18 protein-coding genes are annotated in these 19368 nt (G+C 63.5%); 8 read left to right on the top strand and 10 right to left on the bottom strand.

Going from position 1 to position 19368, the window contains the following annotated elements; translation table 11 throughout:
- The first annotated feature begins 27 nt into the window (after window positions 1-27).
- Both ACFQDI_RS07415 and ACFQDI_RS07420 read left to right on the top strand, forming a co-directional pair.
- Window positions 28-942 carry an ROK family protein gene (locus ACFQDI_RS07415; protein ID WP_377164991.1) on the top strand — a complete coding sequence of 305 codons (915 nt, stop codon included), beginning with the start codon at window positions 28-30 and terminating at the stop codon, window positions 940-942.
- Complete coding sequence (locus tag ACFQDI_RS07420; protein ID WP_377164993.1) at window positions 939-1718, top strand: sugar isomerase domain-containing protein; 780 nt, start codon at window positions 939-941, stop codon at window positions 1716-1718. Before ACFQDI_RS07415 ends, ACFQDI_RS07420 begins: the two co-directional genes overlap by 4 nt.
- On the opposite strand, the gene ACFQDI_RS07425 is transcribed toward ACFQDI_RS07420, so the two are convergent.
- On the bottom strand, window positions 1715-2548 hold the full coding sequence (locus ACFQDI_RS07425; protein WP_377164995.1) for a PEP-CTERM sorting domain-containing protein: 834 nt from the start codon (window positions 2546-2548) through the stop codon (window positions 1715-1717). The genes ACFQDI_RS07420 and ACFQDI_RS07425 overlap by 4 nt on opposite strands.
- 168 nt (window positions 2549-2716) lie before the next feature.
- Here ACFQDI_RS07425 and ACFQDI_RS07430 point away from each other — a divergent pair, with 168 nt between their 5' ends.
- The gene (locus tag ACFQDI_RS07430; protein ID WP_377164997.1) at window positions 2717-3754 is read left to right on the top strand and encodes a methionine synthase; all 1038 of its coding nucleotides are present in this window, start codon (window positions 2717-2719) and stop codon (window positions 3752-3754) included.
- A gap of 36 nt (window positions 3755-3790) precedes the next feature.
- The gene (locus ACFQDI_RS07435; RefSeq protein ID WP_377164999.1) at window positions 3791-4066 is read left to right on the top strand and encodes a hypothetical protein; all 276 of its coding nucleotides are present in this window, start codon (window positions 3791-3793) and stop codon (window positions 4064-4066) included.
- Window positions 4067-4295: 229 nt separating this feature from the next.
- Here the strand turns inward: ACFQDI_RS07435 and ACFQDI_RS07440 are convergent, their stop codons facing one another.
- A complete protein-coding gene (locus tag ACFQDI_RS07440) occupies window positions 4296-5129 on the bottom strand; it encodes a PP2C family protein-serine/threonine phosphatase (protein WP_377165002.1) in 834 nt (277 codons plus the stop codon).
- Entirely contained in the window at window positions 5126-6229 is a 1104-nt protein-coding gene (locus ACFQDI_RS07445; protein ID WP_377165004.1) for an aldose epimerase family protein, read from the bottom strand. Before ACFQDI_RS07445 ends, ACFQDI_RS07440 begins: the two co-directional genes overlap by 4 nt.
- Window positions 6230-6379: 150 nt before the next feature.
- Between ACFQDI_RS07445 and ACFQDI_RS07450 the strand changes: the two genes are divergently transcribed.
- Both ACFQDI_RS07450 and ACFQDI_RS07455 read left to right on the top strand, forming a co-directional pair.
- Window positions 6380-9550, top strand: coding sequence for a serine/threonine-protein kinase (locus tag ACFQDI_RS07450; RefSeq protein WP_377165006.1), 3171 nt, complete (start codon window positions 6380-6382; stop codon window positions 9548-9550).
- The gene (locus tag ACFQDI_RS07455) at window positions 9547-10263 is read left to right on the top strand and encodes an RNA polymerase sigma factor (RefSeq protein WP_377165008.1); all 717 of its coding nucleotides are present in this window, start codon (window positions 9547-9549) and stop codon (window positions 10261-10263) included. The genes ACFQDI_RS07450 and ACFQDI_RS07455 overlap by 4 nt, the downstream gene beginning before the upstream one ends.
- A 56-nt stretch (window positions 10264-10319) precedes the next feature.
- On the opposite strand, the gene aspS is transcribed toward ACFQDI_RS07455, so the two are convergent.
- Window positions 10320-12158, bottom strand: a complete 1839-nt coding sequence (gene aspS, locus ACFQDI_RS07460) for an aspartate--tRNA ligase (RefSeq protein WP_377165010.1) — start codon at window positions 12156-12158, stop codon at window positions 10320-10322.
- Window positions 12159-12266: 108 nt separating this feature from the next.
- Here aspS and ACFQDI_RS07465 point away from each other — a divergent pair, with 108 nt between their 5' ends.
- The gene (locus ACFQDI_RS07465) at window positions 12267-13754 is read left to right on the top strand and encodes a sulfatase (RefSeq protein ID WP_377165012.1); all 1488 of its coding nucleotides are present in this window, start codon (window positions 12267-12269) and stop codon (window positions 13752-13754) included.
- Between the two features lie 309 nt (window positions 13755-14063).
- Complete coding sequence (locus ACFQDI_RS07470) at window positions 14064-14660, top strand: RNA polymerase sigma factor (protein WP_377165014.1); 597 nt, start codon at window positions 14064-14066, stop codon at window positions 14658-14660.
- Between the two features lie 772 nt (window positions 14661-15432).
- Here ACFQDI_RS07470 and dtd read toward each other — a convergent pair.
- The 6 genes from dtd to ACFQDI_RS07500 form a co-directional block, all read right to left on the bottom strand.
- A complete protein-coding gene (gene dtd, locus ACFQDI_RS07475) occupies window positions 15433-15885 on the bottom strand; it encodes a D-aminoacyl-tRNA deacylase (RefSeq protein ID WP_377165016.1) in 453 nt (150 codons plus the stop codon).
- 49 nt (window positions 15886-15934) lie between these two features.
- Entirely contained in the window at window positions 15935-16519 is a 585-nt protein-coding gene (locus ACFQDI_RS07480; RefSeq protein ID WP_377165018.1) for a YdcF family protein, read from the bottom strand.
- A gap of 7 nt (window positions 16520-16526) precedes the next feature.
- On the bottom strand, window positions 16527-17450 hold the full coding sequence (locus ACFQDI_RS07485; protein ID WP_377165020.1) for an amidohydrolase family protein: 924 nt from the start codon (window positions 17448-17450) through the stop codon (window positions 16527-16529).
- A 78-nt stretch (window positions 17451-17528) separates the two neighbouring features.
- Window positions 17529-17876: a type II toxin-antitoxin system RelE/ParE family toxin gene (locus ACFQDI_RS07490; RefSeq protein ID WP_377165022.1), complete on the bottom strand. Its 348-nt coding sequence runs from the start codon at window positions 17874-17876 to the stop codon at window positions 17529-17531.
- Complete coding sequence (locus ACFQDI_RS07495) at window positions 17846-18052, bottom strand: hypothetical protein (protein ID WP_377165024.1); 207 nt, start codon at window positions 18050-18052, stop codon at window positions 17846-17848. Before ACFQDI_RS07495 ends, ACFQDI_RS07490 begins: the two co-directional genes overlap by 31 nt.
- Before the next feature lie 79 nt (window positions 18053-18131).
- Complete coding sequence (locus ACFQDI_RS07500; protein ID WP_377165026.1) at window positions 18132-19364, bottom strand: thymidine phosphorylase; 1233 nt, start codon at window positions 19362-19364, stop codon at window positions 18132-18134.
- Window positions 19365-19368: the final 4 nt, after the last annotated feature.

Here is a 19368-nt window from a genome sequence, read left to right on the forward strand (position 1 = left end):
CCAAACGCCACGACCCTTGAAGGCCGCATGACTTCCTCCATCCAGCCACTAGCCGTCGGCATCGACCTCGGCGGCACGAACATCAAGGCCGCGCTTGTTGAAACGGCCAGCGCTCGCACCGTGGCCGCGCTTTCGAAGCCCACCCGCGATGGCGAATTCGACGGCGACACCCCGCGCTTTGCCCTGACGGTGCGCGAGATCGTTCAGGAGTTTGAGGCGCAGGCCGGGCAGAAGCTCCGCGTCGGCCTCTCCGCACCCGGTTTGGCAAATCCCGATGGCCATTGCATCGACTGGATGCCGGGCCGCATGCACGGGCTGGAGAAATTCCACTGGTCCGTCTTTCTGGAGCGCGACTGCCGGGTGCTCAATGACGCCCACTCCGCCCTCCTCGGCGAGGTGTGGGCAGGCGCGGCGAAGGACACGCAGGACGCCTTCATGCTCACGCTCGGCACGGGTGTCGGTGGCGCGATCTGGAGCGGCGGACGCCTGCTCAAAGGCAAGATCGGCCGGGCAGGGCATCTGGGTCACATCACCGTCGATGCCAATGCACCGTGCGATGATTTCAACACTCCCGGCAGCCTGGAGGACGCCATCGGCAATCAGACCATCTCCCAGCGCGGCGAGGGCCGCTACGCCACCACGCATGCGCTGATTGACGCCTACGGCGCAGGCGATGCCCACGCCGCCGCCGTGTGGCTCACATCGGTGAAGCATCTCGCTGCCGCCATTGCCTCCCTCATCAACGTGCTCGACCCCGAGGTCGTGATCGTCGGCGGCGGCATCGCCACCGGGGCGGGGGAGCGCTTGTTCGGCCCGCTGCAGCAGGCGCTGGACGGCTTCGAATGGCGTCCCGGCGGAAATGCGGCCCGCATCGTCCCTGCCACCCTCGGCGACAGCGCCGGATGCCTCGGCTCTGTTTTCAATCTTCTTCAACACTCATGACTCCCGCCCTCCAATACCTCGACGCCAGCCAAGGCCTTCTCAACCGCGTCCGCGATCAGCTTCCGCTCATCCAGAAGGCGGCGGACATGTTCGCGCAGACGATCCTCGCCGGGCAGATGGTGCACGTCTTTGGCTCCGGCCACAGCCGCATCCTGGTGGAGGAGATGTGGCCGCGCTACGGCTCCTTCCCCGGCTTCAATCCCATCGTCGAGCTCTCACTGACCTTCCACAATCTCGTCGTCGGCGCGAACGGCCAGCGTCAGGCCATGTTTCTGGAAAACGTCAGCGGCTTGGCCAATCGCATCCTGCGGAATTTTGATCTCAAGCCCGGCGACAGCGCGCTCGTCATCTCCAGCAGCGGCTGCAATGTGGTGCCGGTGGAAATGGCCGAGGAATTTCAGAAGCGAGGCGTCAAAGTCGTGGGCATCATCAGCACGGTGCACAGCCAGGCCAGCACCAGCCGCCATCGTGAGGGCAAGAAGCTCCAGGACTTCTCAGACATCGTCCTCGACACCGGCGCACCCGTTGGCGATGCCATGATCAAGATCGAAAACCTCGACACCCCCGTGGCTCCCGGCAGCACCGTGGGCGGCTGTCTGCTCGTCAATGCCATCAAAGCCGAAGTGGCCGATCGCCTCACCAAAGCTGGCCAGCCTCCAAAAGTACTCACCGCCGGAGCCGTCGTCGGCGCAGCGAAAGCGACCGAGCTGTTTGAGGCCGCCTATGACGAGCACGCACGGCGCATCGCGCCGTATTATGCGGGGCTGGGGGCTTAGCTCAGCCGCCTCCGTCTCAGCAGAGCCGCAACACCTACGGAGCCGATCAGCAAACTGCCTCCGGGCTCCGGTACAGGGGTGGCGCTGATGTTCAGGTTCGAGATGGTGGCAAAGTCTGTCCCCAGGCTCAGCGCGGTGGCTCCGACCTGCGCATCACCGATGAACCGCACGCCTATGGGACCGCTGGGCGCTGTGCCGCCCAGGAGGTAGTCCAGATTCACCGTGCCTGTCGTCACCCCTGAACCCAGCAGTCCTGCGATGTTGATCTGGGTAGTGTTGTTGCTGCTCGTCAGCGTGTTCCCCAGCCCGTCGATGAGCTCAAAGGTGAAACTCGGGTTCAAGCCCAGCACAGAACTGAGCAGGCCGTTGTTGCCATCCACATCAAAGCTGATGCTGTAATGGGTGTTGGGTGTGTAGTTGAGCACATCTCCAGGAGTGTCGAAATAGGCCACCGCCTGCCACGCGTAATGGATGCTGGCTCCAACACCCAGGAGGCCGAGCAGCGAATTGTTGTCGTTGGTGATCTGGAACTGCAGGGCCGAGCCGTTCAAAGCCACCTGCGCGGCGGATTCGGTCAGGCTCGCCAGGATCGTGGCATTGGCCCCGCCCTGAGCGGTGAGGTCCCACAGCCCCCGGGTTGCAGTGGTGGAGCCATTGGAGAGCGTGATCGAGGCCAGTCCTCCACCCGGGACATCGTAGGTGACGGGGGTGGATGAAGGGAAAATATCGTTATAACTGCTCCCGCTGCCTACAATTGAAGTTTGGGAGTAAAGGGATGAAATGGTACAGCAATTGACTAAAGCCAAAATGAAAACATGGTTGTATTTCATAAGGTTAGATGGTTGTATGAGTACTATCACTGACTAGTACTGTCATTGAAAACTAAACTAAGGTTTAGTTTTGGGGGTGGGTGAGCCGAATGAACCTTTCCGCCGCAACGGTTGTGTTTTGCGGCTTGGCTTTGACGCTGAGCATCTTGCGTCGATAAGCTGTTCCACATGCAGACCCAACCCCTCCGCACCTCTGTCATTGGCAGTTATCCCTTTCCCGGGTGGCTCGAGTTTTCCGCCCGGCACCTCGGGGAATTCGGCAGCGCGGATATCGCGGAATTGCAGGATGACGCCGCGCAGGTGGCCATTCAGGACCAGATCGTGGCCGGGCTGGACGTCATCACGGACGGCGAGCAGACGCGCTTTGACTTCAATTTATCCTTCTACGGCTTCATCGAGGGCATTGCGCTGGAGCCCGCCAGCCCGCGCCGCTTTGGGCCTCCGGCACATGATCAGCGCGGCAAGCATGAGATCGTGGGAGAGCTGCGTGCTCCGCGAGGATTGGGAGCCGTGGAGGAGTATGAGAGGCTCAAGCGTCTGGCCTCACATACCGGCAAGCGTCTCAAGGTCTCTGTCCCCGGCCCCTACACCCTCAGCGGGCGGCTGGCGCCCAATGCGCGGTATCAGGACCGCTACGCCATCACCGAGGCGCTGCTGCCCATCGTGAACAAGGAGATCGCCGATCTCGTGGCCGCCGGTGCGGAGGAGATCTGCGTGGATGAGCCGAGCATGAGCTGCTACGGCTACCGCGAGGATACCAAGCGCTTTGTGGACATCTTCAACCGCACCGTGAGCAGCGGCTATGGAAAGACGCGCATCTGCACGCACCTGTGCTTTGGCAATTTCAAAGGCCACCCCGTGGGCTGGCGGAAATACGCCCCGCTCTTTCCTGCCTTCCTCGATCTGCACTGCGACGAGGTGCACGTGGAGATGGCGAATCGTGAATACGCCGAGCTGGAGGTCATCCAACCGATGGCCGAACGCTACGACGTGGCCGTGGGCATCATCGATGTGAAAAGCTACCACATCGAAACACCGGAGCAGATCGCCGACGCCGTGCGCGCCTGCCTGAAACACGCCCCTGCGGACAAGCTGGTGTTTGCGCCAGACTGCGGCCTGTCTCAAACCGCACGCTGGGCTGCGAAGAAGAAGCTGGCCAGCATGGTGGCGGGGGTGGGCATCGTGAAAAGGGAGCTGGGATTGTAAGAGACAGCTTTTCTGCTTCGCGCAGATTCTGCTCTCATGGAGGTTCCCACCAAGGCAACACCGGCAGGCTGTGTCATCGGTCTGGTGGGCATCGCGCTTGTCGGATATGCCATCGCCTCCGGTTGGGTTTGCTACCTCACCATTCAATCCGCCGAAATCGTGAAGAAAGGGAGCCTGCTGCGCTTCTACGGCATCTCATGCGGAGTGTCGCTCGTTGGTGGTCTCTGGCTGCTGAGGCTTGGCTGGCGCTGGGCCTTGGAGGCGGACATGTCCGATCCGGATGATCCGGACAAGCCGGTCATGCGCTTCTGAATATCCGGCTTGTTGCCATTCTGGTCGTAGGTTGGGTGTGTTTGGCGTCGAGTGCGTAGTGATGCTCCATGGCATGCTCCGCCAAACCGCCCGACTGCGAGGACGTTCGCACGCCACAGTGTTTGCCGTACGCTCATGGACGGGCGGGCTTTCGCCACACCCATCCTACGTCCAAGCATGCTGAAGTCCCTGCTCGTTGAACCAGGCTGTTGCTGGGCACGCTTCGCCGCTACCCGATCTTCACCACACCCACCGTCGTGTTGTCCTGGCGGTCGTTGTTGATGCGGCGGATGGCGAAGATGATCGCGTCGGCGATCTTGTCCGCCGTGGTGTGCTTGCCAAAGCTGAGCAGCTCCTCCAGCGCCTTGTGGCTGAGGGTGAAGATGCCGTCGCTGGCAGCGATGATGATGTCGCCTTTCTTCAGGGGCCAGGGCTCGGCGGGAGTGTCGATCATGGCCAGCGGCATGCCCAGCAGCGCGGCCTGCAGCGTGTGGCGGTCGGGGTGGTTTTCGGCCTCCTCGCGGGTGATCTCTCCGCGCTCGGCGCGGGCGTCGATGAGCGGGGAAAGGCTGTGGTCGGCATTGAGGCGGTGCAGCACGCCATCCCGGAAGAGGAAGAGGGGGGAATCGCCCACGCTGATCCATTCCATGGTCTTGGGCGTGATCAGCACTCCCACCATGGTGGTGCCCATGGGCGGAGCCACGCTGGGCATGCGGCTGGTGATGATGCCGAGCGTTTCATTGGCCGTCTCGATGGCGTGCTTGAGCTTCCAGGAGTGCGGACCGTCCTGCTCGTGGTAGGCGCGCACAAAGGCGTTCACCCCGATGTAGCTGGCCACGCTGCCGCCGGCATGCGCACCGAGGCCGTCTCCCACCACGAGGAGCAGGCGCTCCAGGCTGCGCTCCTCGGGCTCTGCCGCATCGGCAAAGGCATAGTAGTCCTCCTGGTTGTCGCGGCGGCCCCGGTACTGCCTCGCGGCAAAATCCTGCTCCTGAATGAAGGCAGGGGGCTGGGTTTCAAACAGGGGGACTCGATCTGTCAGGACGGTGGTGGTGGCGCTCACTCGGCGGAAAACTGGTAAATCGTGGTGCTGTGAAAAGTTTCCCCGGGGCGCAGGATGGTGCCTGGGAAGCTGGGATGGTTCGGGCTGTCGGGATAATGCTGCGTTTCCAGGCAGAAGCCATGACGCTTTGCATAAATATGCCCTCCTTTGCCAGGCACGCCATTGAGGTGGTTGCCGGTGTAGAGCTGCACACCGGGCTCCGTCGTTCGCACGGTCATCACCCGGCCGCTGGCGGGGTCTTTGACGGTGGCAGCCAGCTTCAGGCCGCTGCCGGAGAGGACGTAGTTGTGGTCGTAGCCGATGCCCTGGATGAGCGGCTTGAAGTCCGCGCCGATGCGCTCGCCGATGGCGTGCGGTGCAGTGAAATCCAGCGGCGTGCCCTGGATGCTGGCGATCTCTCCGGTGGGGATGAGGTCGTCGTCCGTGGCGGTGATCTTGTCCGTGGGGATGGTGAGCTCGTGACCCAGGATGTCGCCGCTGCCTTCGCCGGAGAGGTTGAAGTAGGCGTGGTTGGTGAGGTTCAGCACGGTGGGTTTGTCCGTGGTGGCTGAGTAGTCGATCTTCAGGCCGTTGTCCGGCGTGAGCGTGTAGGTCACGGTGCACTTCAGGGTGCCCGGGTAGCCTTCCTCGCCGTCGGGGCTGGTGTAGCTGAGTTCCACCCCGTCTTGAACCGCTTTGGCGGCCCAGAGTTTCTTGTCAAAGCCCGCCTTGCCGCCGTGCAGCTGGTGTTTGCCGGAGTTGGCCGTCACGGGGTATTCCACGCCATCGAGCGTGAACTTTGCCCCGCCGATGCGGTTGGCGTAGCGGCCGGTGATGCAGCCAAAGAAAGGGTTCCTGCCCAGGTAGCCGTCCAGGCTGTCAAAGCCCAGCGTCACATCCGCGAGGGCGCCCTTTTTGTCTGGCACCTTCAGCGCAACGATGTACCCGCCCCAGGTGCAAATGTGAGCCTCCATGCCGCCGGTGTTTTTCAGCGTGAAGAGCTGCACCGCCTCTCCCGCCGGTGTCTGGCCCCAGGTGCGGGATTCCACGCTGGCGGCAGATGACGGACCGGTGATGGACATGAGTAGCAGAAAAAGGCTGGGCAGCGCGTAGCGGCGCATGGCGGGTTCAGGTGGCTGGTTGGTCCGTGAGTGTGACGGTTTCGCCAGCTTTGCGCAAGAAAGGATTCCACCCTCGGGGCCGAAGTTTCTGGCCAGTGGGGCAGGATCGTGTGTAACCTCTGCCGCCACTTTCCCCATGCAGCCGGTGTCATGGACTCCCCCACCCCTCCGAACGATCCCTTTCACGGTCTGAATCCGGCCGACCTGATGGCTGCAGCCGCCATGCCCACAGACGGGGGCGCGGACACGCTGCCGCTCTCCCGTGCGGAGCTGCCCTCCGTGGCGGAGATTGCGGCTGCGTTTCCTGATCTCGAAATCCTCGATCTCATCGGCCACGGTGGCATGAGCGCCGTCTTCAAGGCACGGCAGCCGCGGCTGGACCGCATCGTGGCGCTGAAGGTGCTGCCAAAGTCGCTGGCGGCCACGCCGGGCTTTGCGGAGAGGTTTACACGGGAGGGGCGCGTGCTGGCACGGCTGAGCCACACGGGCATCGTCACCGTGCATGACTTTGGCGAGAGCGGAGGCTTCTGCTACCTCATCATGGAGTATGTGGATGGTGTGAACCTGCGCCAGGCCATGCGCGCCGGGCGCTTCACGCCGGAGCAGGCGCTGGGCATCGTACCCGTGATGTGCGAGGCGCTGCAATACGCCCACAGCCAGGGCGTGCTGCACCGTGACATCAAGCCCGAGAACATCCTGCTGGATGCGCAGGGCCGCGTGAAGATCGTGGACTTTGGCATCGCCAAGATCCTCGATGAAAACGGTGGCGATGAGATGATGCTGACGCAAAGCGGCGCACGGCTGGGCACCGCGCCCTACATGGCGCCGGAGCAGATCGAGAAGCCCGCCACCGTGGACCACCGCGCGGACATCTACAGCCTGGGCGTGGTGTTTTACGAGATGCTCACCGGCGAGCTGCCGCTGGGCCGCTTTGCCGCCCCCTCTGAAAAGGCGGCGGTTAATGGCGGCATGGACGAGATCGTGTTCAGGGCACTGGCCAAGGAGCGCGAGCGCCGCCAGCAGAGCGCGGGAGAGTTTAAGACACAGATCGAGGGCGTGGCCGCCATGCCGCCGCAGATGCGGCGCTCGCTGGCATGGCAGTTTCAGAGCTTTGAGTACAAGACCAGGCGCACGCTCTTTGGCATGCCGCTGCTGCATGTGACCTCTGGCATTGATCCCACGACAGGGCGCAAGCGCACGGCGCGCGGCTTCTTTGCCTTTGGGGACAGGGCGGTGGGCGTGGTGGCCTTTGGGGGCAATGCGCGCGGGTTGTTTGCGTGTGGGGGGCTGGCTGTGGGCGTGGTGGCGGTAGGGGGCATGAGCCTTGGCCTTGTCTCGTGGGGCGGGCTGGCGCTGGCATGGCTGCTGGCCTATGGCGGCATAGGAGTGGGTTTTTTTGCCGCAGGCGGCATGGCGCTGGGCTGGGAGGGGGTGGGCGGGCTCGTGGCCTGCGTCCATGGCTATGGTGGCCAGGTGTACGCATTCGCCATGGGCATGGGGGCGCAGGTGCATGCGCCGTACGTGGCGGACAATCTGGCCCTCATGCCGGGTCCGCTGCAGTGGCTGGTGAAGATGACCCGCGTGACCGGACCTTTTGTGACCTGGATCTGGCTGCCGCTGATGCTGCCATCCGTCTTCATGCCGTGGTGGGCGCGCAGGCAGCTCGAATACGAGGCCTGCGGCGGTGCGCAGCGTGCCACATCATGGTATGAGCGCCCCTCCCGCGTGCTCTGGTTTCTGCCCGCATCTCTCCTGCTGCTGCTGGCGCTCGTATGCCTGACCCGTCAGTGGTTCCATGCGGGCGCTGCCGGCGTGACTGCGCAGATCATCATTGCTACCAGTGTTGAAACTGCGGGCCTCCTCGTCGCAGCGCTGAGTCTGCCGCTCTGGCTGCGCCTGGTCCCGATGAACTCCCTCTACGGTGTGCGGCTGCCCTCCACCTTTGCGTCCGATCAGCGCTGGTACGATGTGAACGCCGTGTGTGGCCGGCATCTCTTTTGCTGGTCGTTCACGATCATCGCCGCAGGCATCGCGGGCTTTTATCAGCTCCCGCGACACCAGGACGCCTATGCCTGGGCGGCCACTGCGCTGACACTGGTCGCGGTGGCTGCCCCCATCGTTTCCACGCTGGTGTGGATGCGCCGTCATCCCGTGGGCCTGCCCGCCATCAAGCCGCACCGGCTGGTGAGGAACATCGAGGTCGCCATCCCCATCATCGTGCTGATGTTTTTCATCCGCGCCTTCATCGGGGCTTCGTATTCGGTTCCGCCCGGGAAGGCGTTTGGCATCGCCAGCCGCAGTTCGTGGCTCGCTTCCAAGCTCAACACGGGCTTTGCTCCCGGAGAGCTTGTCGTTTACGAACACGAAAGCGGCCAGACCTGGCTCGCGCGTGTCGTCGCCGTGGAGCCCAAAGGCCTGCACCTGAAACGCGACGGCAGGCCGGAGGAATTCTCCATGCCGTGGGACAAGATCATCGGGAAGATGCTGTTTCCATACTGGCCCAGGGAGGCGTGGAAGGCGGGCGCGGATGTGTGGCCGGAAGCGCCTGACGCCGCACTTCCGCCTGTGGTGGAAGGCACCGCCCATGCTCTGGATCAAAAGCCCGTGCTGCGGTTTGTGCGGTTGCAGCGGAACCAGCAAAGCTGGGAATGGCCGTTGTATTCTCCGGAGGGAAAGCCGCTGGACGATGAAGAATCCCGGCGTCTCGTCACCGCATCATCGGGAGATTCCATGTGCTCTGCGGGTGCTGAAGACTGCTGGCTGCAGATGTGGTTTGAACATCCGGACTTTGATCCTTACAGCGCGGTCGGGGTGGAAATCAGTGATGCGAGCGGCCTGCCGATAAAAGATCGCGATGGCAGCCTCATGGGGCCGGGCAATGGTCTGGCGGGGCGAAATTATCCATTGATGGGGTATGTGCTCAGCCCCGGGCGCATTGGCAGGCTGCCTTCGGAAGTTCAGATCACTCTGCGGTATGCCATCGGTCCATGGCAGCTTGGCAATGTGATTCCATCCACATGGCAGGGGGCGGGGTGGCTCGGCAAGGACTGCATGCTTGCCGGGCCTGGAGACGACTCCCGGCATCTGGCCTTTGTCTCATGGTCCATGGGTTCCTACGACACTCTCTATGACGCCGTGGCGCGGCTGAAAAACGGCGGCAGCACCGGGTCGCTAGATTTGTCGTGGGCTGGAAACGGAGGAAACATCGTTCAGCGACGGAGCTTCCGGGTTTCGCTCAGCGAAGTGGAGTCTTTTCAGTTTCGCAGCCGCAAGATCCAAAGCGTGACTTTTACTCACGTGAAGATCCCGCCCCTCCCATGACCTCCTCTTTCCACGACACGCGTTGGACGCTGGTCTCCCGCTCGCGCGGTGATGATGCGCAGGCGCGGGCGGCGCTGAGCGAGCTGTGTGCGGCCTACTACGCGCCGGTGGTGGCCTTCCTGCGGCGGGACGGGCGTGCGGAGGATGTGGCGCGGGATCTGGCGCATGACTTCTTTGCCAAGCTGCTTGAGGGCGGGACGATTGACGGTGCTGATCCCCTGCGCGGGAAATTCCGCAGCTACCTGCTCACGGTCTTGAAACGCTTTGCCGCCAACCAGCGGGAGCGTGATCATGCAGCCAAGCGCGGCGGAGGCATCGCCCATGCGGTGCTCGACGGCGGCTCCGAGCAGACCGGCGCGGGACTGCAAATCGCGGACACTAGCATCGAAGCACCGGATGCGGCCTTTGATCGTGAATGGGCCCTGACGCTGCTGGCGCGTGCCCTTGCGCAGTTGGAGCGTGACATGCGCGACGATGGCAAATCCACGCACTTCGATGCGCTGAAACCGTGGCTGACCGCCGAAGGCGATGCCGTCCCGCAAAGCGAGGCCGCTGCGAGACTTGGCATGAGCATCGAGGCCGTGAAGGTGGCCGTGCACCGCCTGCGAAAACGTTTTCGCGAAGCCGTGAAGGCGGAGATCGTGCAGACGGTGGGGCAGGCCGGAGATGTGAAAGAGGAGATGGAAGCGCTGATGCGGGCGCTGAGAAAATAAAAATCCCCTGTCCTTGCGGAACAGGGGATCGTTTGCTGCACAGCAACAAAGCAACTTTACGCCACCGGCGCAGCAGCAACCGCTGCCTCGGGCTTCTTCTCCTTCCAGGTGCTCTGGATGTAGATTTCGCGCAGGGTCTTGAAGTCGATCTGGGTCGGGCTGTCCGTCATCAAATCGCTGCCCTTGTTGTTTTTCGGGAAGGCGATCACTTCGCGGATGCTGTCCTCGCCGCTCACCAGCATGGCGATGCGGTCCAGGCCCAGGGCGAGGCCGCCGTGAGGAGGTGCGCCAAAGCGGAAGGCGTCGAGGATGTGGCCAAACTTGTGCGCCTGCTCCTCTTCGTTCACGCCGAGCACGCTGAAGAGCTTGGCCTGCAGATCCTTCTCGTGGATTCGGATGGAGCCGCCGCCGAGTTCGTAGCCGTTGAGCACCACGTCGTAGGCTTCGGCGCGCACCTTGGCGTATTCGCCGGCTTCCATGAGCGGGATGTCCTCCGTCTTTGGACGGGTGAAGGGATGATGCACGGCCACCCAGCTCTGCGTTTCCGCATCCTGGGCTAGCAGCGGGAAGTCCACCACCCACAGGAAATTCAGCGCGGTGCTGTCCTTGGTGAGCTGCGTCATGTTGGCGATCTCCACGCGCACGCGGCCGAGGATGTCGCAGGCCTCCTGCCAGGTGCCGGCATAGAAGAAGACGATGTCGTTTTCCTCGACCCCGAGCTTGGCGATGAGGGCCTTCTGCTCGTCTTCGCTGAAGAACTTCCACAGCGGGCTCTTGTACTCGAGCACGCCGTTGGCATCGCGCTCCACCTTGATGAAGGCGAGCTGCTTGACCTTCATGCCGGCCTGCGTGGCGATCTCGTTGAGGCGGATCATCTGGCCGGTGGTGATGCCGGCAAAGCCCTTGGCATTGATGGCGCGCACGACGCCGCCGTTTTCAATGGTGGTGCGGAAGATCTTGAAGCCGCTGTTCGCGAATACGTCGGCCATGTCCACGATCTCGTTGCCGTAGCGCGTGTCCGGCTTGTCGGAGCCGTAGCGGTCCATGGCTTCCTGGTAGGTCATGCGCGGGAAGGGCGCGGGGATGTCGCGTCCGGTGCCGGCCTTGAACATGCTCACGAGCAGGCCTTCGACGAGGTTCACGATGTCGTCGCGCTGGATGAAGCTGGCCTCGATGTCGATCTGGGTGAACTCCGGCTGGCGGTCGGCGCGCAGGTCTTCATCGCGGAAGCAGCGGGCGATCTGGAAGTAGCGCTCCAGACCGGCCACCATCATGAGCTGCTTGTACTGCTGCGGGGCCTGCGGCAGCGCGTAGAATTTGCCGGGGTTCAAGCGGGCAGGCACCAGGAAGTCGCGTGCGCCTTCGGGCGTCGGATTGCTGAGGATCGGCGTTTCGACCTCGATGAAGCCAGCTCCGTCGAGGTAGTTGCGTGCTGCGTTGGTGATCTTGTGGCGCGTGCGGATGTTTTTGCTCATGCGCTCGCGGCGCAGGTCCAGGTAGCGGTACTTCATGCGCATGTCCTCGTTGGACAGCTCGCGGTCCAGCTGGAAGGGCAGCACATCGGCCTTGTTGAGGATCTTGCACTCGGTGGCGACGATTTCGACATCGCCGGTGCCCAGCTTGGCGTTTTCGGTGCCCTTGAGACGGGCGGCCACCTTGCCGGTGATCTGCAGCACGTCTTCGTCACGCAGAGTGTGGCTCTGGGCGGCGAGCTCGGCGTTTTCTTCCGGGCGGAAGACCACCTGGGTCAGGCCCTCGCGGTCGCGCAGGTCGATGAAGATGACGCCGCCATGATCTCGGGCCGAATTCACCCAGCCACACAGGGTGACGGTCTGGCCGATGTGCTCAGAGCGGACGGCGTTGCAGTGAAGGGAACGGTAGGCGTTGGGGATCATGGCGGAAAAAAGGGCGCGTAGAGTCGGCGGATTCGGCCCGCGTGCAAGGGGGAAAGGCGGGGGCAGAATGAGGGCAAGGTTCCCGATGGGGCGGCGTTTTTAGGGGTCATGTTTTGGAAATCCCTGCTTCTTCTGGGTGGCTTTGCCGCAGCACTCTCCGCCGCCGAGCGGCCCAATGTGGTCTTCTTTTTGGTGGATGACCTGGGCCAGCGAGACCTCGGCTGCTACGGCAGCACCTTTTACGAGACGCCCAACATCGACCGCCTGGCAAAGGAGGGCGCACGTTTTACCGATGCCTACGCGGCCTGCCCGGTGTGCTCGCCCACGCGTGCGGCCATCCAGACAGGGCGCTGGCCGCAGCGCACGGGCATCACGGACTACATCGGCGCGCCGCTGAAGCCGGAAGGCTGGAAGCGCAACACGCGCCTGCTGCCCGCTCCTTACTCCGACCGCCTGGCGCATGAGGAGGTGACGCTGGGAGAGCTCATGAAAAGCGCAGGCTACGCCACCTTCTTTGGTGGCAAGTGGCACCTGGGCCCCGAGGGCTTCTGGCCGGAGGATCAGGGCTACGATGTGAACATGGGCGGCGTTGACCGTGGCGGCCCCTACGGACGAGGGAAATACTTCGTGCCCTACGACAACCCGCGCCTGCCCGACGGCCCGCCCGGCGAGCACCTGCCAGACCGGCTGGCCACAGAGGCGGGCAAGTTCATCGAGGCGCACAAGGCGCAGCCCTTCTTTGTCTGCTTCTCCTTCTACTCCGTGCACACGCCGCTGCAGTCGCGCCCGGATTTGCAGGCCAAGTACGAGGCCAAGCGCCAGAAGCTGGGCCTGGAGCCCAAGTTTGGCCGCGAGGAGCCGCGCGATGTGCGGCTGGTGCAGGAGCACGCCGTCTATGCCGGCATGGTGGAGGCCATGGACGCCGCCGTGGGCAAGGTTTTGTCTAAGTTGGAACAACTGGGCCTGGACAAAAACACGCTCGTCTTTTTCACCTCTGACAACGGCGGCCTGAGCACGAGCGAGGGCTCCCCCACCTCCAATCTGCCGCTGCGTGGCGGCAAGGGCTGGCTGTATGAGGGCGGCATCCGCGAGCCCCTCATCGTGCGCTGGCCGGGTGTGGTGAAGCCGGGCACCCAGGTGGCCACGCCGGTGTGCAGTCCGGACTACTTTGCCACCCTGGCGGACGTGACCGGGAGCATGCCCGCCGCCAAGACCGACGGCGTGAGCCTGCGCCCTCTGCTGGAGGGCAAAGACCTGCCGGAGCGCCCGCTTTTCTGGCACTACCCCCACTACGGCAACCAGGGCGGAGCCCCCGGGGCGGCCATGCGCCAGGGAGACTGGAAGCTCATCCAGTGGTCCGAGAACGAGCAGCAGCCGGAGCTTTTCAATCTCAAGACCGACCTCGGCGAGACCAAAAACCTCGCCGCCCAGGAGCCCGAGCGGGTCAAGGCCATGCTGGCCGAGCTCCACGCCTGGCAGAAGGACGTGGGTGCCCTGATGCCCACGCCCAACCCGGCCTACGATCCCGCCAAGCCGGATGGCCGCGCCGCCAATGCACCCGCCAGGAAAGCGGGGAAGAAAAAAGGCCCCCAATAGCCAAGCTGCGGCGAGGGTCGCAGGCCTGCCAAACTTAGACAGCCCATGGGGGCAGGGGCCTGCGTGGCCTTGTGTCTGGGTGTCTACAGCACGCGGCGGGCTGCAAATCTTCGACAACAGCGTGCGAAATTCTGGACAAACGGGAATAAAACTCGGCCTGCTGTCTCACACCTGCGTCCATTTTATTTCGACTGCCTTGTGGCGGAAGTTAGACAAAGGTCACTTTTTATTAGACAAAAATAAAACAAATCTTTGACGAAACCCTGTTTTGTCGCAATTGTCGAACTCGTTAGTCAACCACCCCTCATCATGAACGCGACTGAAACGACCCCCGAGTTAGATCCCAGCGTCATCGAAGACATCCGGCTTCTGAAGCGCATCGCCGAACGCGATTCCGCCAGCTTCCAGATCTTCTACAAGAAGTACAGCGGCCTGATTTTCGCCTCGATCTCCAATGTGCTGAACGATCATCACGACACCGAGGACGTGATGCAGGAGGTGCTGGTGCAGGTCTGGAACAAGGCCCACCTCTATGAGCCCCGCAAAGGCAAGCCCCTGACCTGGCTGACCACCCTGGCCCGGAACCGCGCCATCGACCGCATCCGCTCCAAGCAGCGCCGCTCACGCCTCAACGACGACTTTGAGACAGAGAACAAGAAGGACCAGTACGAGTTTGAGCCCTCCGGCCACGAAAACCTGGAGACCAAGGAGCGCGACACCATCCTGCACAGCGCGGTGTCCCGCCTGACGGACGACCAGCGCGAGGCCATCGAGCTGACCTACTTCAGCGGCCTGACCCAGGCCGAGGTGGCCGAGCGTTTGCATGAGCCTCTTGGCACGATCAAAGCTCGCATCCGCCGTGGTGTGAACCGCCTGGAGACGCTGGTGAAGCCACGACTTGCCTGATCATTCCCCCCAAAACCCAAACCCAAAACAGAAGGGCGGACTCCGGTCCGCCCTTTTTCGTTGCAGCCTTGTTGCTGTGCAACAAGGAGACCGCCCGCGCTGGTCATGGCTATCGTGTTATACCACGATGCGATGAAAACGGGTCTGAAGGTGGAGGCACGATCCGACGGAGGGGGATCATCTTGATCCCCCCACCTGCAGCGTGTTCGTGGATCTGCGAGGGCGCAGGGCGATGCGGGAGCGTGTGGGATCGGGACGATCCCACTCCGCCAGAGGCTTCGCCGCAGCGACGGAGGGGGATCATCTTGATCCCCGCACCTGCAGCGTGTTCGTGGATCTGCGAGGGCGCAGGGCGATGCGGGAGCGTGTGGGATCGGGACGATCCCACTCCGCCGGAGGCTTCGCCGCAGCGACGGAGGGGGATCATCTTGATCCCCGCACCTGCAGCGTGTTCGTGGATGTTCGAGGGCGCAGGGCGATGCGGGAGCGTGTGGGATCGGGACGATCCCACTCCGCCGGAGGCTTCGCCGCAGCGACGGAGGGGGATCATCTTGATCCCCCCTCCTGCAGCGTGTTCGTGGATGTTCGAGGGCGCTGGATGATGAGGGAGCCTGTGGGATCGGGACGATCCCACTCCTCCAGAGCGCTGGCTGGCCGCATGGAATGCTGGCTTTCACCCATGAGACCCGTTTTCAGCTGTGCGTGGTATTAGGACAAGCGCATGATTGGCTGTCAGCGGAGTGTTTCCTTGTTCCGCAGGAACAGGGCAACTTTACTCCCGGGCCCGCGAGTCGATGCAGATGGTGACGGGGCCGTCGTTGACCAAAGCCACCTTCATGTCGGCCCCGAAGATGCCGCGTGCCACGGGGCGGCCCATCTCGGCCTCCAGAAGCGCCAGAAACTGCTCGTAGAGGGGGATGGCAGTCTCGGGGCGCGCTGCGCGGATGAAGCTGGGGCGGTTGCCTTTTTTGGTGCTGGCATGCAGCGTGAACTGGCTGACCACCAGCAGATCTCCGCCGATGTCCCTCACGCTGAGGTTCATCTTTCCCTCGGCGTCTGAAAAAACGCGCATCTGCGTGACCTTCTGCACCAGCCATGTGAGGTCTTCGGCTGTGTCCTCGTGCTCGATGCCTGCGAGGATCAGGAACCCGGTACCGATCTGGCCGGTGATGGTGTCTTCGACGGTGACAGAGGCGGAGGAGACGCGTTGCAGGACGAGGCGCATGGGGGGAGGCAGGAATGACGTATGCCGGAAGATGAAATGGAAGTCACAATCATTTCTTGTCGAAGCTCCGCAGCAGGTAGCTGAAATAGCCGAGCAGCTCGCGTGGCGCGGAGTAGAGATCGCGCAGCTCAAAGTAGCCTGGGGATGCGGAGCGTATTTCTTCAATGCCGCTGCGCTTGAGCGCCAGGCGTGAGCGGGGGATATGGAAATACTGGGAGATGACGAAGACGCTTTTGAGCCGTTTTTCCCGCAGGATTTGCAGGGTGTTCTGGGCGCTTTCGAAGGTGGTGTTTCCTTGGCTGTCCAAAAGGATGCGGTCTTGAGGCACGCCGTGAGCTGCGAGGTAGTCACGCATGACGACGGCCTCATCATATCCTTCCTTGCCCAGGCCTCCGCTGGCAATGACCCAGGGGAACCAGCCTGCCATGTACAGCTTCACGGTTTCGTCCAGCCGTGCCTGCAGGCGCGCTGAGGGCTTTCCGGAGGGCTCCACCTTGCTGCCGAGCACGAGGGCCACATCCGTTTTGCCGATGTCATCCCGCAGCCCCGCCAGAGCCAGAAGCAGGGTGGCGAGCACAAAGCTTCCGACGGCTGCGAAAAGGGTGAGCAAAAGACGCTTTTTGAAACGGGTCATCGGAGGTTCAGGTGCGTTCCACCCAGCGATAGGCCGCCTTCGAGTTCTTCCAGAAGTACTTCTCGCAGGCGTCGGCGCCCTTGGCGCGGAAGTACTCGTCCACGACCTTGAAGACGCCGGCATACGTGGCGCCTTTGTCGGAGACGGGCCAGTCGCTGCCGTAGATGAGGCGGTCGGGGCCAAAGCATTCCCACAGGTGGTCGAGCACGGGGAGGTAGTAGGCGGTGTCGGTCGGGGCTTTGCCGTAGTCGCACTTCAGCTGCTCCACCAGGGCGGAGACTTTCATGAAGACGTTGGGCTGTTTGGCCACGGTGCGGATGTTTTCCTTCCACTCGGGGCGCAGGGACTGGGGATCGCCGGAGGCGCCGAGGTGGTTGATGAGCACGCGCAGGTCGGGGACATCGGCGGCGAGTTTGGCGGCATGCGGCAGGTAGGCGGGGCTGCCGTTGAGGTCCAGCTCCAGGCCGTGGCTGGCCAGCGCTTTGGCGCCGGAGAGCACGGCGTCCTGCTTTGCTGCATCCTGCAGATGGGCGCCGCTCCAGCGCACGCCGCGGAAGATGGGATTGGCGGCGAAGCGCTGCAGGTGGCCTGCGAAGTCTGCACCGGGATCGAGATGGCCCACAAAGCCGACGATGCTCTTTTCCCTCTCGGCGAGGTCGAGGATCCACTGGTTGTCCTCCACCAGCGGGCTGGCTTCGACGACGACGGTTTCTTTGACGCCATGCGGTGCGGCCACGGCCAGCCAGTCGGCGGGCAGCACGGTGCGGTAGAGCGGAGAGCCTTTGCCGGGCCACGGCACGCCGCCGGGGCGTGCGGGGTCATAGAAATGCGTGTGCGTGTCGATGATGCGCGTGGCAGGCGGCGCGGCCTGCGAGGGTTCATGCAGCAGCGCGGCGGCGGCGGTGGTCTGGAGAAAGCGGCGGCGGTTCATGCGGAAGAGGTACGGGGGCATCAAGGTTTCTCAAGCATGGAGAATTGCGCTGGGGCCTGCTGCCGTCGAGGGCTCCGCCTAATGGGAGCCCCCGCTGCCTTCGCCCCAATCCGGCTCATGGCGATGGCTGTGCCAGAAGCGCAGGATGTGAACGACGCTCTCGGCCGGGTCAATCCGGTAGATGATCCTGTAGCTGCCCTTAAAGGCCAAAATCTCCCGTGTGCCTGGCAGGACCGACACACGCACCGGGCGGCCACTTTGCGCCCGCAGGGGCGAGGACAGCTCCGTCTCTGCTTTCTCGATGAGGTTGCGGACGTACTGCTCTCCGCGCTCTGGATCACCATGCAGGCACCAGTAGTCGTCGATCTCATGGAGATCGTTCAGTGCCGAATCGGTCAGGCGGACTTGGAGCGACGTTGAGCCCATTTGTGTTCCAGCAGCTTTTTAGCCTCCGCCATGGGGCGTTCACGTCCGTTTCGCACATCTGCCTCGGCCATCGCGATGTCACGCAGCAATCGGGCATCATCATGCAGCTCGCGCCAGGCGGGCGAATCCTCCGGCAGTTCGGCCAGCCAGGACAGGGTTTGCTCTTTGGTGCTCATTTTGGCAAAGCTAACATGGGGCTTTCTGTCCGCAACCGGTGACTAGTGCAGGGAAACGGCGCAGTTCTCGAGCGTCGCCTCACACGATCTCCACGCACTCTGCCAGGACATCGAGCGTGCGAAACAGCGCGCCTTTGGTTCGCGCATGCACGCGCAGCAGCACATCGCCGGCCTGCACGTGGGTGCCGGTTTTGGCGATCTGGTCGCAGCCCACGGCGTAGTCGATGGGGTCGGCGGCTTTGGAGCGGCCGGCACCGAGTTCGAGAACGGCGTGGCCGATGCCGCCTGCGTCCATGCGGGTGAGCATGCCGCTGGCGGGGGCCTTGAGTTCGCCGATGAAGGGCGCGCGATGCACGGTGGTCATCCGCTCCAGGGCGTCCACGTTGCCACCTTGCGCCGCCACCATCTTTTGGAACTTCCGCCAGGCGTCGCCGCGGTGCAGCATGGCGGCGAGGTCGGCGCGGGGGGAGATGGAAACGGCGGAGGCGAGATCGAGCACGATGTCCTCCAGGTCCTGCGGGCCGTGGCCTTGCAGGCAGCGCACGCACTCGGCCACCTCCAGCGCATTCCCGGCGGACTCGCCGGTGGGCTCGTTCATGGCGCTGAGGCGCACGCTGGAGCGCACGCCCATGGCATTGCCAACCGTGACAAGGCTGTCGGCCAGGCGGCGCGCCTCCTCCTGCGTTTTCATGAAGGCGCCGCTGCCCCACTTCACATCCAGCACCAGGCGGTTGAGGCCCTCGGCGAGCTTCTTGCTCATGATGCTGGCGGTGATGAGCGGCACGCTGGGCACGGTGCCGGTGACATCGCGCAGGGCGTAGAGCTTCTTGTCCGCCGGGCAGATGCCGGCGGTCTGGCCCACCATCACGCAGCCGATGCGGTCGATGATGTTGTGGATCTCCACCTCGTTGAGCTGCGTGCGGAAGCCGGGGATGCTCTCCAGCTTGTCCAGGGTGCCGCCCGTGATGCCGAGGCCGCGCCCGGAAATCATGGGCACCCACACGTTGTCGCAGGCCAGCAGAGGCGCGAGAATGAGCGAGGTTTTGTCGCCGATGCCGCCGGTGCTGTGCTTGTCCACGCGCATGGGGTCGTGGTCGTTCCACAGCAGCATGCTGCCGCTGTGCAGCATGGCCTCGGTGAGCGCGGCGGTTTCCTCCGGCGTCATGCCCCGGAAGTAGATGGCCATGGCGAGCGCGCTCATCTGGTACTCCGGCATGTCGCCGCGGGTGAAGGCGCTGATGACGAAGCGGATCTCCTCGGAGGTGAGCACGCCGCCGTCGCGTTTGTGCTCGATGAGGGTCGGGATGTGCATGGGG

Origin of the sequence: Prosthecobacter fluviatilis, assembly GCF_042655725.1 — a bacterium.
In the GTDB taxonomy this organism is placed as follows: Bacteria; Verrucomicrobiota; Verrucomicrobiia; order Verrucomicrobiales; family Verrucomicrobiaceae; genus Prosthecobacter; species Prosthecobacter fluviatilis.

What these genes read in the sequence shown, in the direction of transcription:
- ACFQDI_RS07415 (WP_377164991.1), top strand. Translation starts at nt 28, where the DNA reads ATGACTTCCTCCATCCAGCCACTAGCCGTCGGCATCGACCTCGGCGGC.
- ACFQDI_RS07420 (WP_377164993.1), top strand. Translation starts at nt 939, where the DNA reads ATGACTCCCGCCCTCCAATACCTCGACGCCAGCCAAGGCCTTCTCAAC.
- ACFQDI_RS07425 (WP_377164995.1), bottom strand. Translation starts at nt 2,548, where the DNA reads ATGAAATACAACCATGTTTTCATTTTGGCTTTAGTCAATTGCTGTACC.
- ACFQDI_RS07430 (WP_377164997.1), top strand. Translation starts at nt 2,717, where the DNA reads ATGCAGACCCAACCCCTCCGCACCTCTGTCATTGGCAGTTATCCCTTT.
- ACFQDI_RS07435 (WP_377164999.1), top strand. Translation starts at nt 3,791, where the DNA reads ATGGAGGTTCCCACCAAGGCAACACCGGCAGGCTGTGTCATCGGTCTG.
- ACFQDI_RS07445 (WP_377165004.1), bottom strand. Translation starts at nt 6,229, where the DNA reads ATGCGCCGCTACGCGCTGCCCAGCCTTTTTCTGCTACTCATGTCCATC.
- ACFQDI_RS07450 (WP_377165006.1), top strand. Translation starts at nt 6,380, where the DNA reads ATGGACTCCCCCACCCCTCCGAACGATCCCTTTCACGGTCTGAATCCG.
- ACFQDI_RS07455 (WP_377165008.1), top strand. Translation starts at nt 9,547, where the DNA reads ATGACCTCCTCTTTCCACGACACGCGTTGGACGCTGGTCTCCCGCTCG.
- aspS (WP_377165010.1), bottom strand. Translation starts at nt 12,158, where the DNA reads ATGATCCCCAACGCCTACCGTTCCCTTCACTGCAACGCCGTCCGCTCT.
- ACFQDI_RS07465 (WP_377165012.1), top strand. Translation starts at nt 12,267, where the DNA reads ATGTTTTGGAAATCCCTGCTTCTTCTGGGTGGCTTTGCCGCAGCACTC.
- ACFQDI_RS07470 (WP_377165014.1), top strand. Translation starts at nt 14,064, where the DNA reads ATGAACGCGACTGAAACGACCCCCGAGTTAGATCCCAGCGTCATCGAA.
- dtd (WP_377165016.1), bottom strand. Translation starts at nt 15,885, where the DNA reads ATGCGCCTCGTCCTGCAACGCGTCTCCTCCGCCTCTGTCACCGTCGAA.
- ACFQDI_RS07480 (WP_377165018.1), bottom strand. Translation starts at nt 16,519, where the DNA reads ATGACCCGTTTCAAAAAGCGTCTTTTGCTCACCCTTTTCGCAGCCGTC.
- ACFQDI_RS07485 (WP_377165020.1), bottom strand. Translation starts at nt 17,450, where the DNA reads ATGAACCGCCGCCGCTTTCTCCAGACCACCGCCGCCGCCGCGCTGCTG.
- ACFQDI_RS07490 (WP_377165022.1), bottom strand. Translation starts at nt 17,876, where the DNA reads ATGGGCTCAACGTCGCTCCAAGTCCGCCTGACCGATTCGGCACTGAAC.
- ACFQDI_RS07495 (WP_377165024.1), bottom strand. Translation starts at nt 18,052, where the DNA reads ATGAGCACCAAAGAGCAAACCCTGTCCTGGCTGGCCGAACTGCCGGAG.
- ACFQDI_RS07500 (WP_377165026.1), bottom strand. Translation starts at nt 19,364, where the DNA reads ATGCACATCCCGACCCTCATCGAGCACAAACGCGACGGCGGCGTGCTC.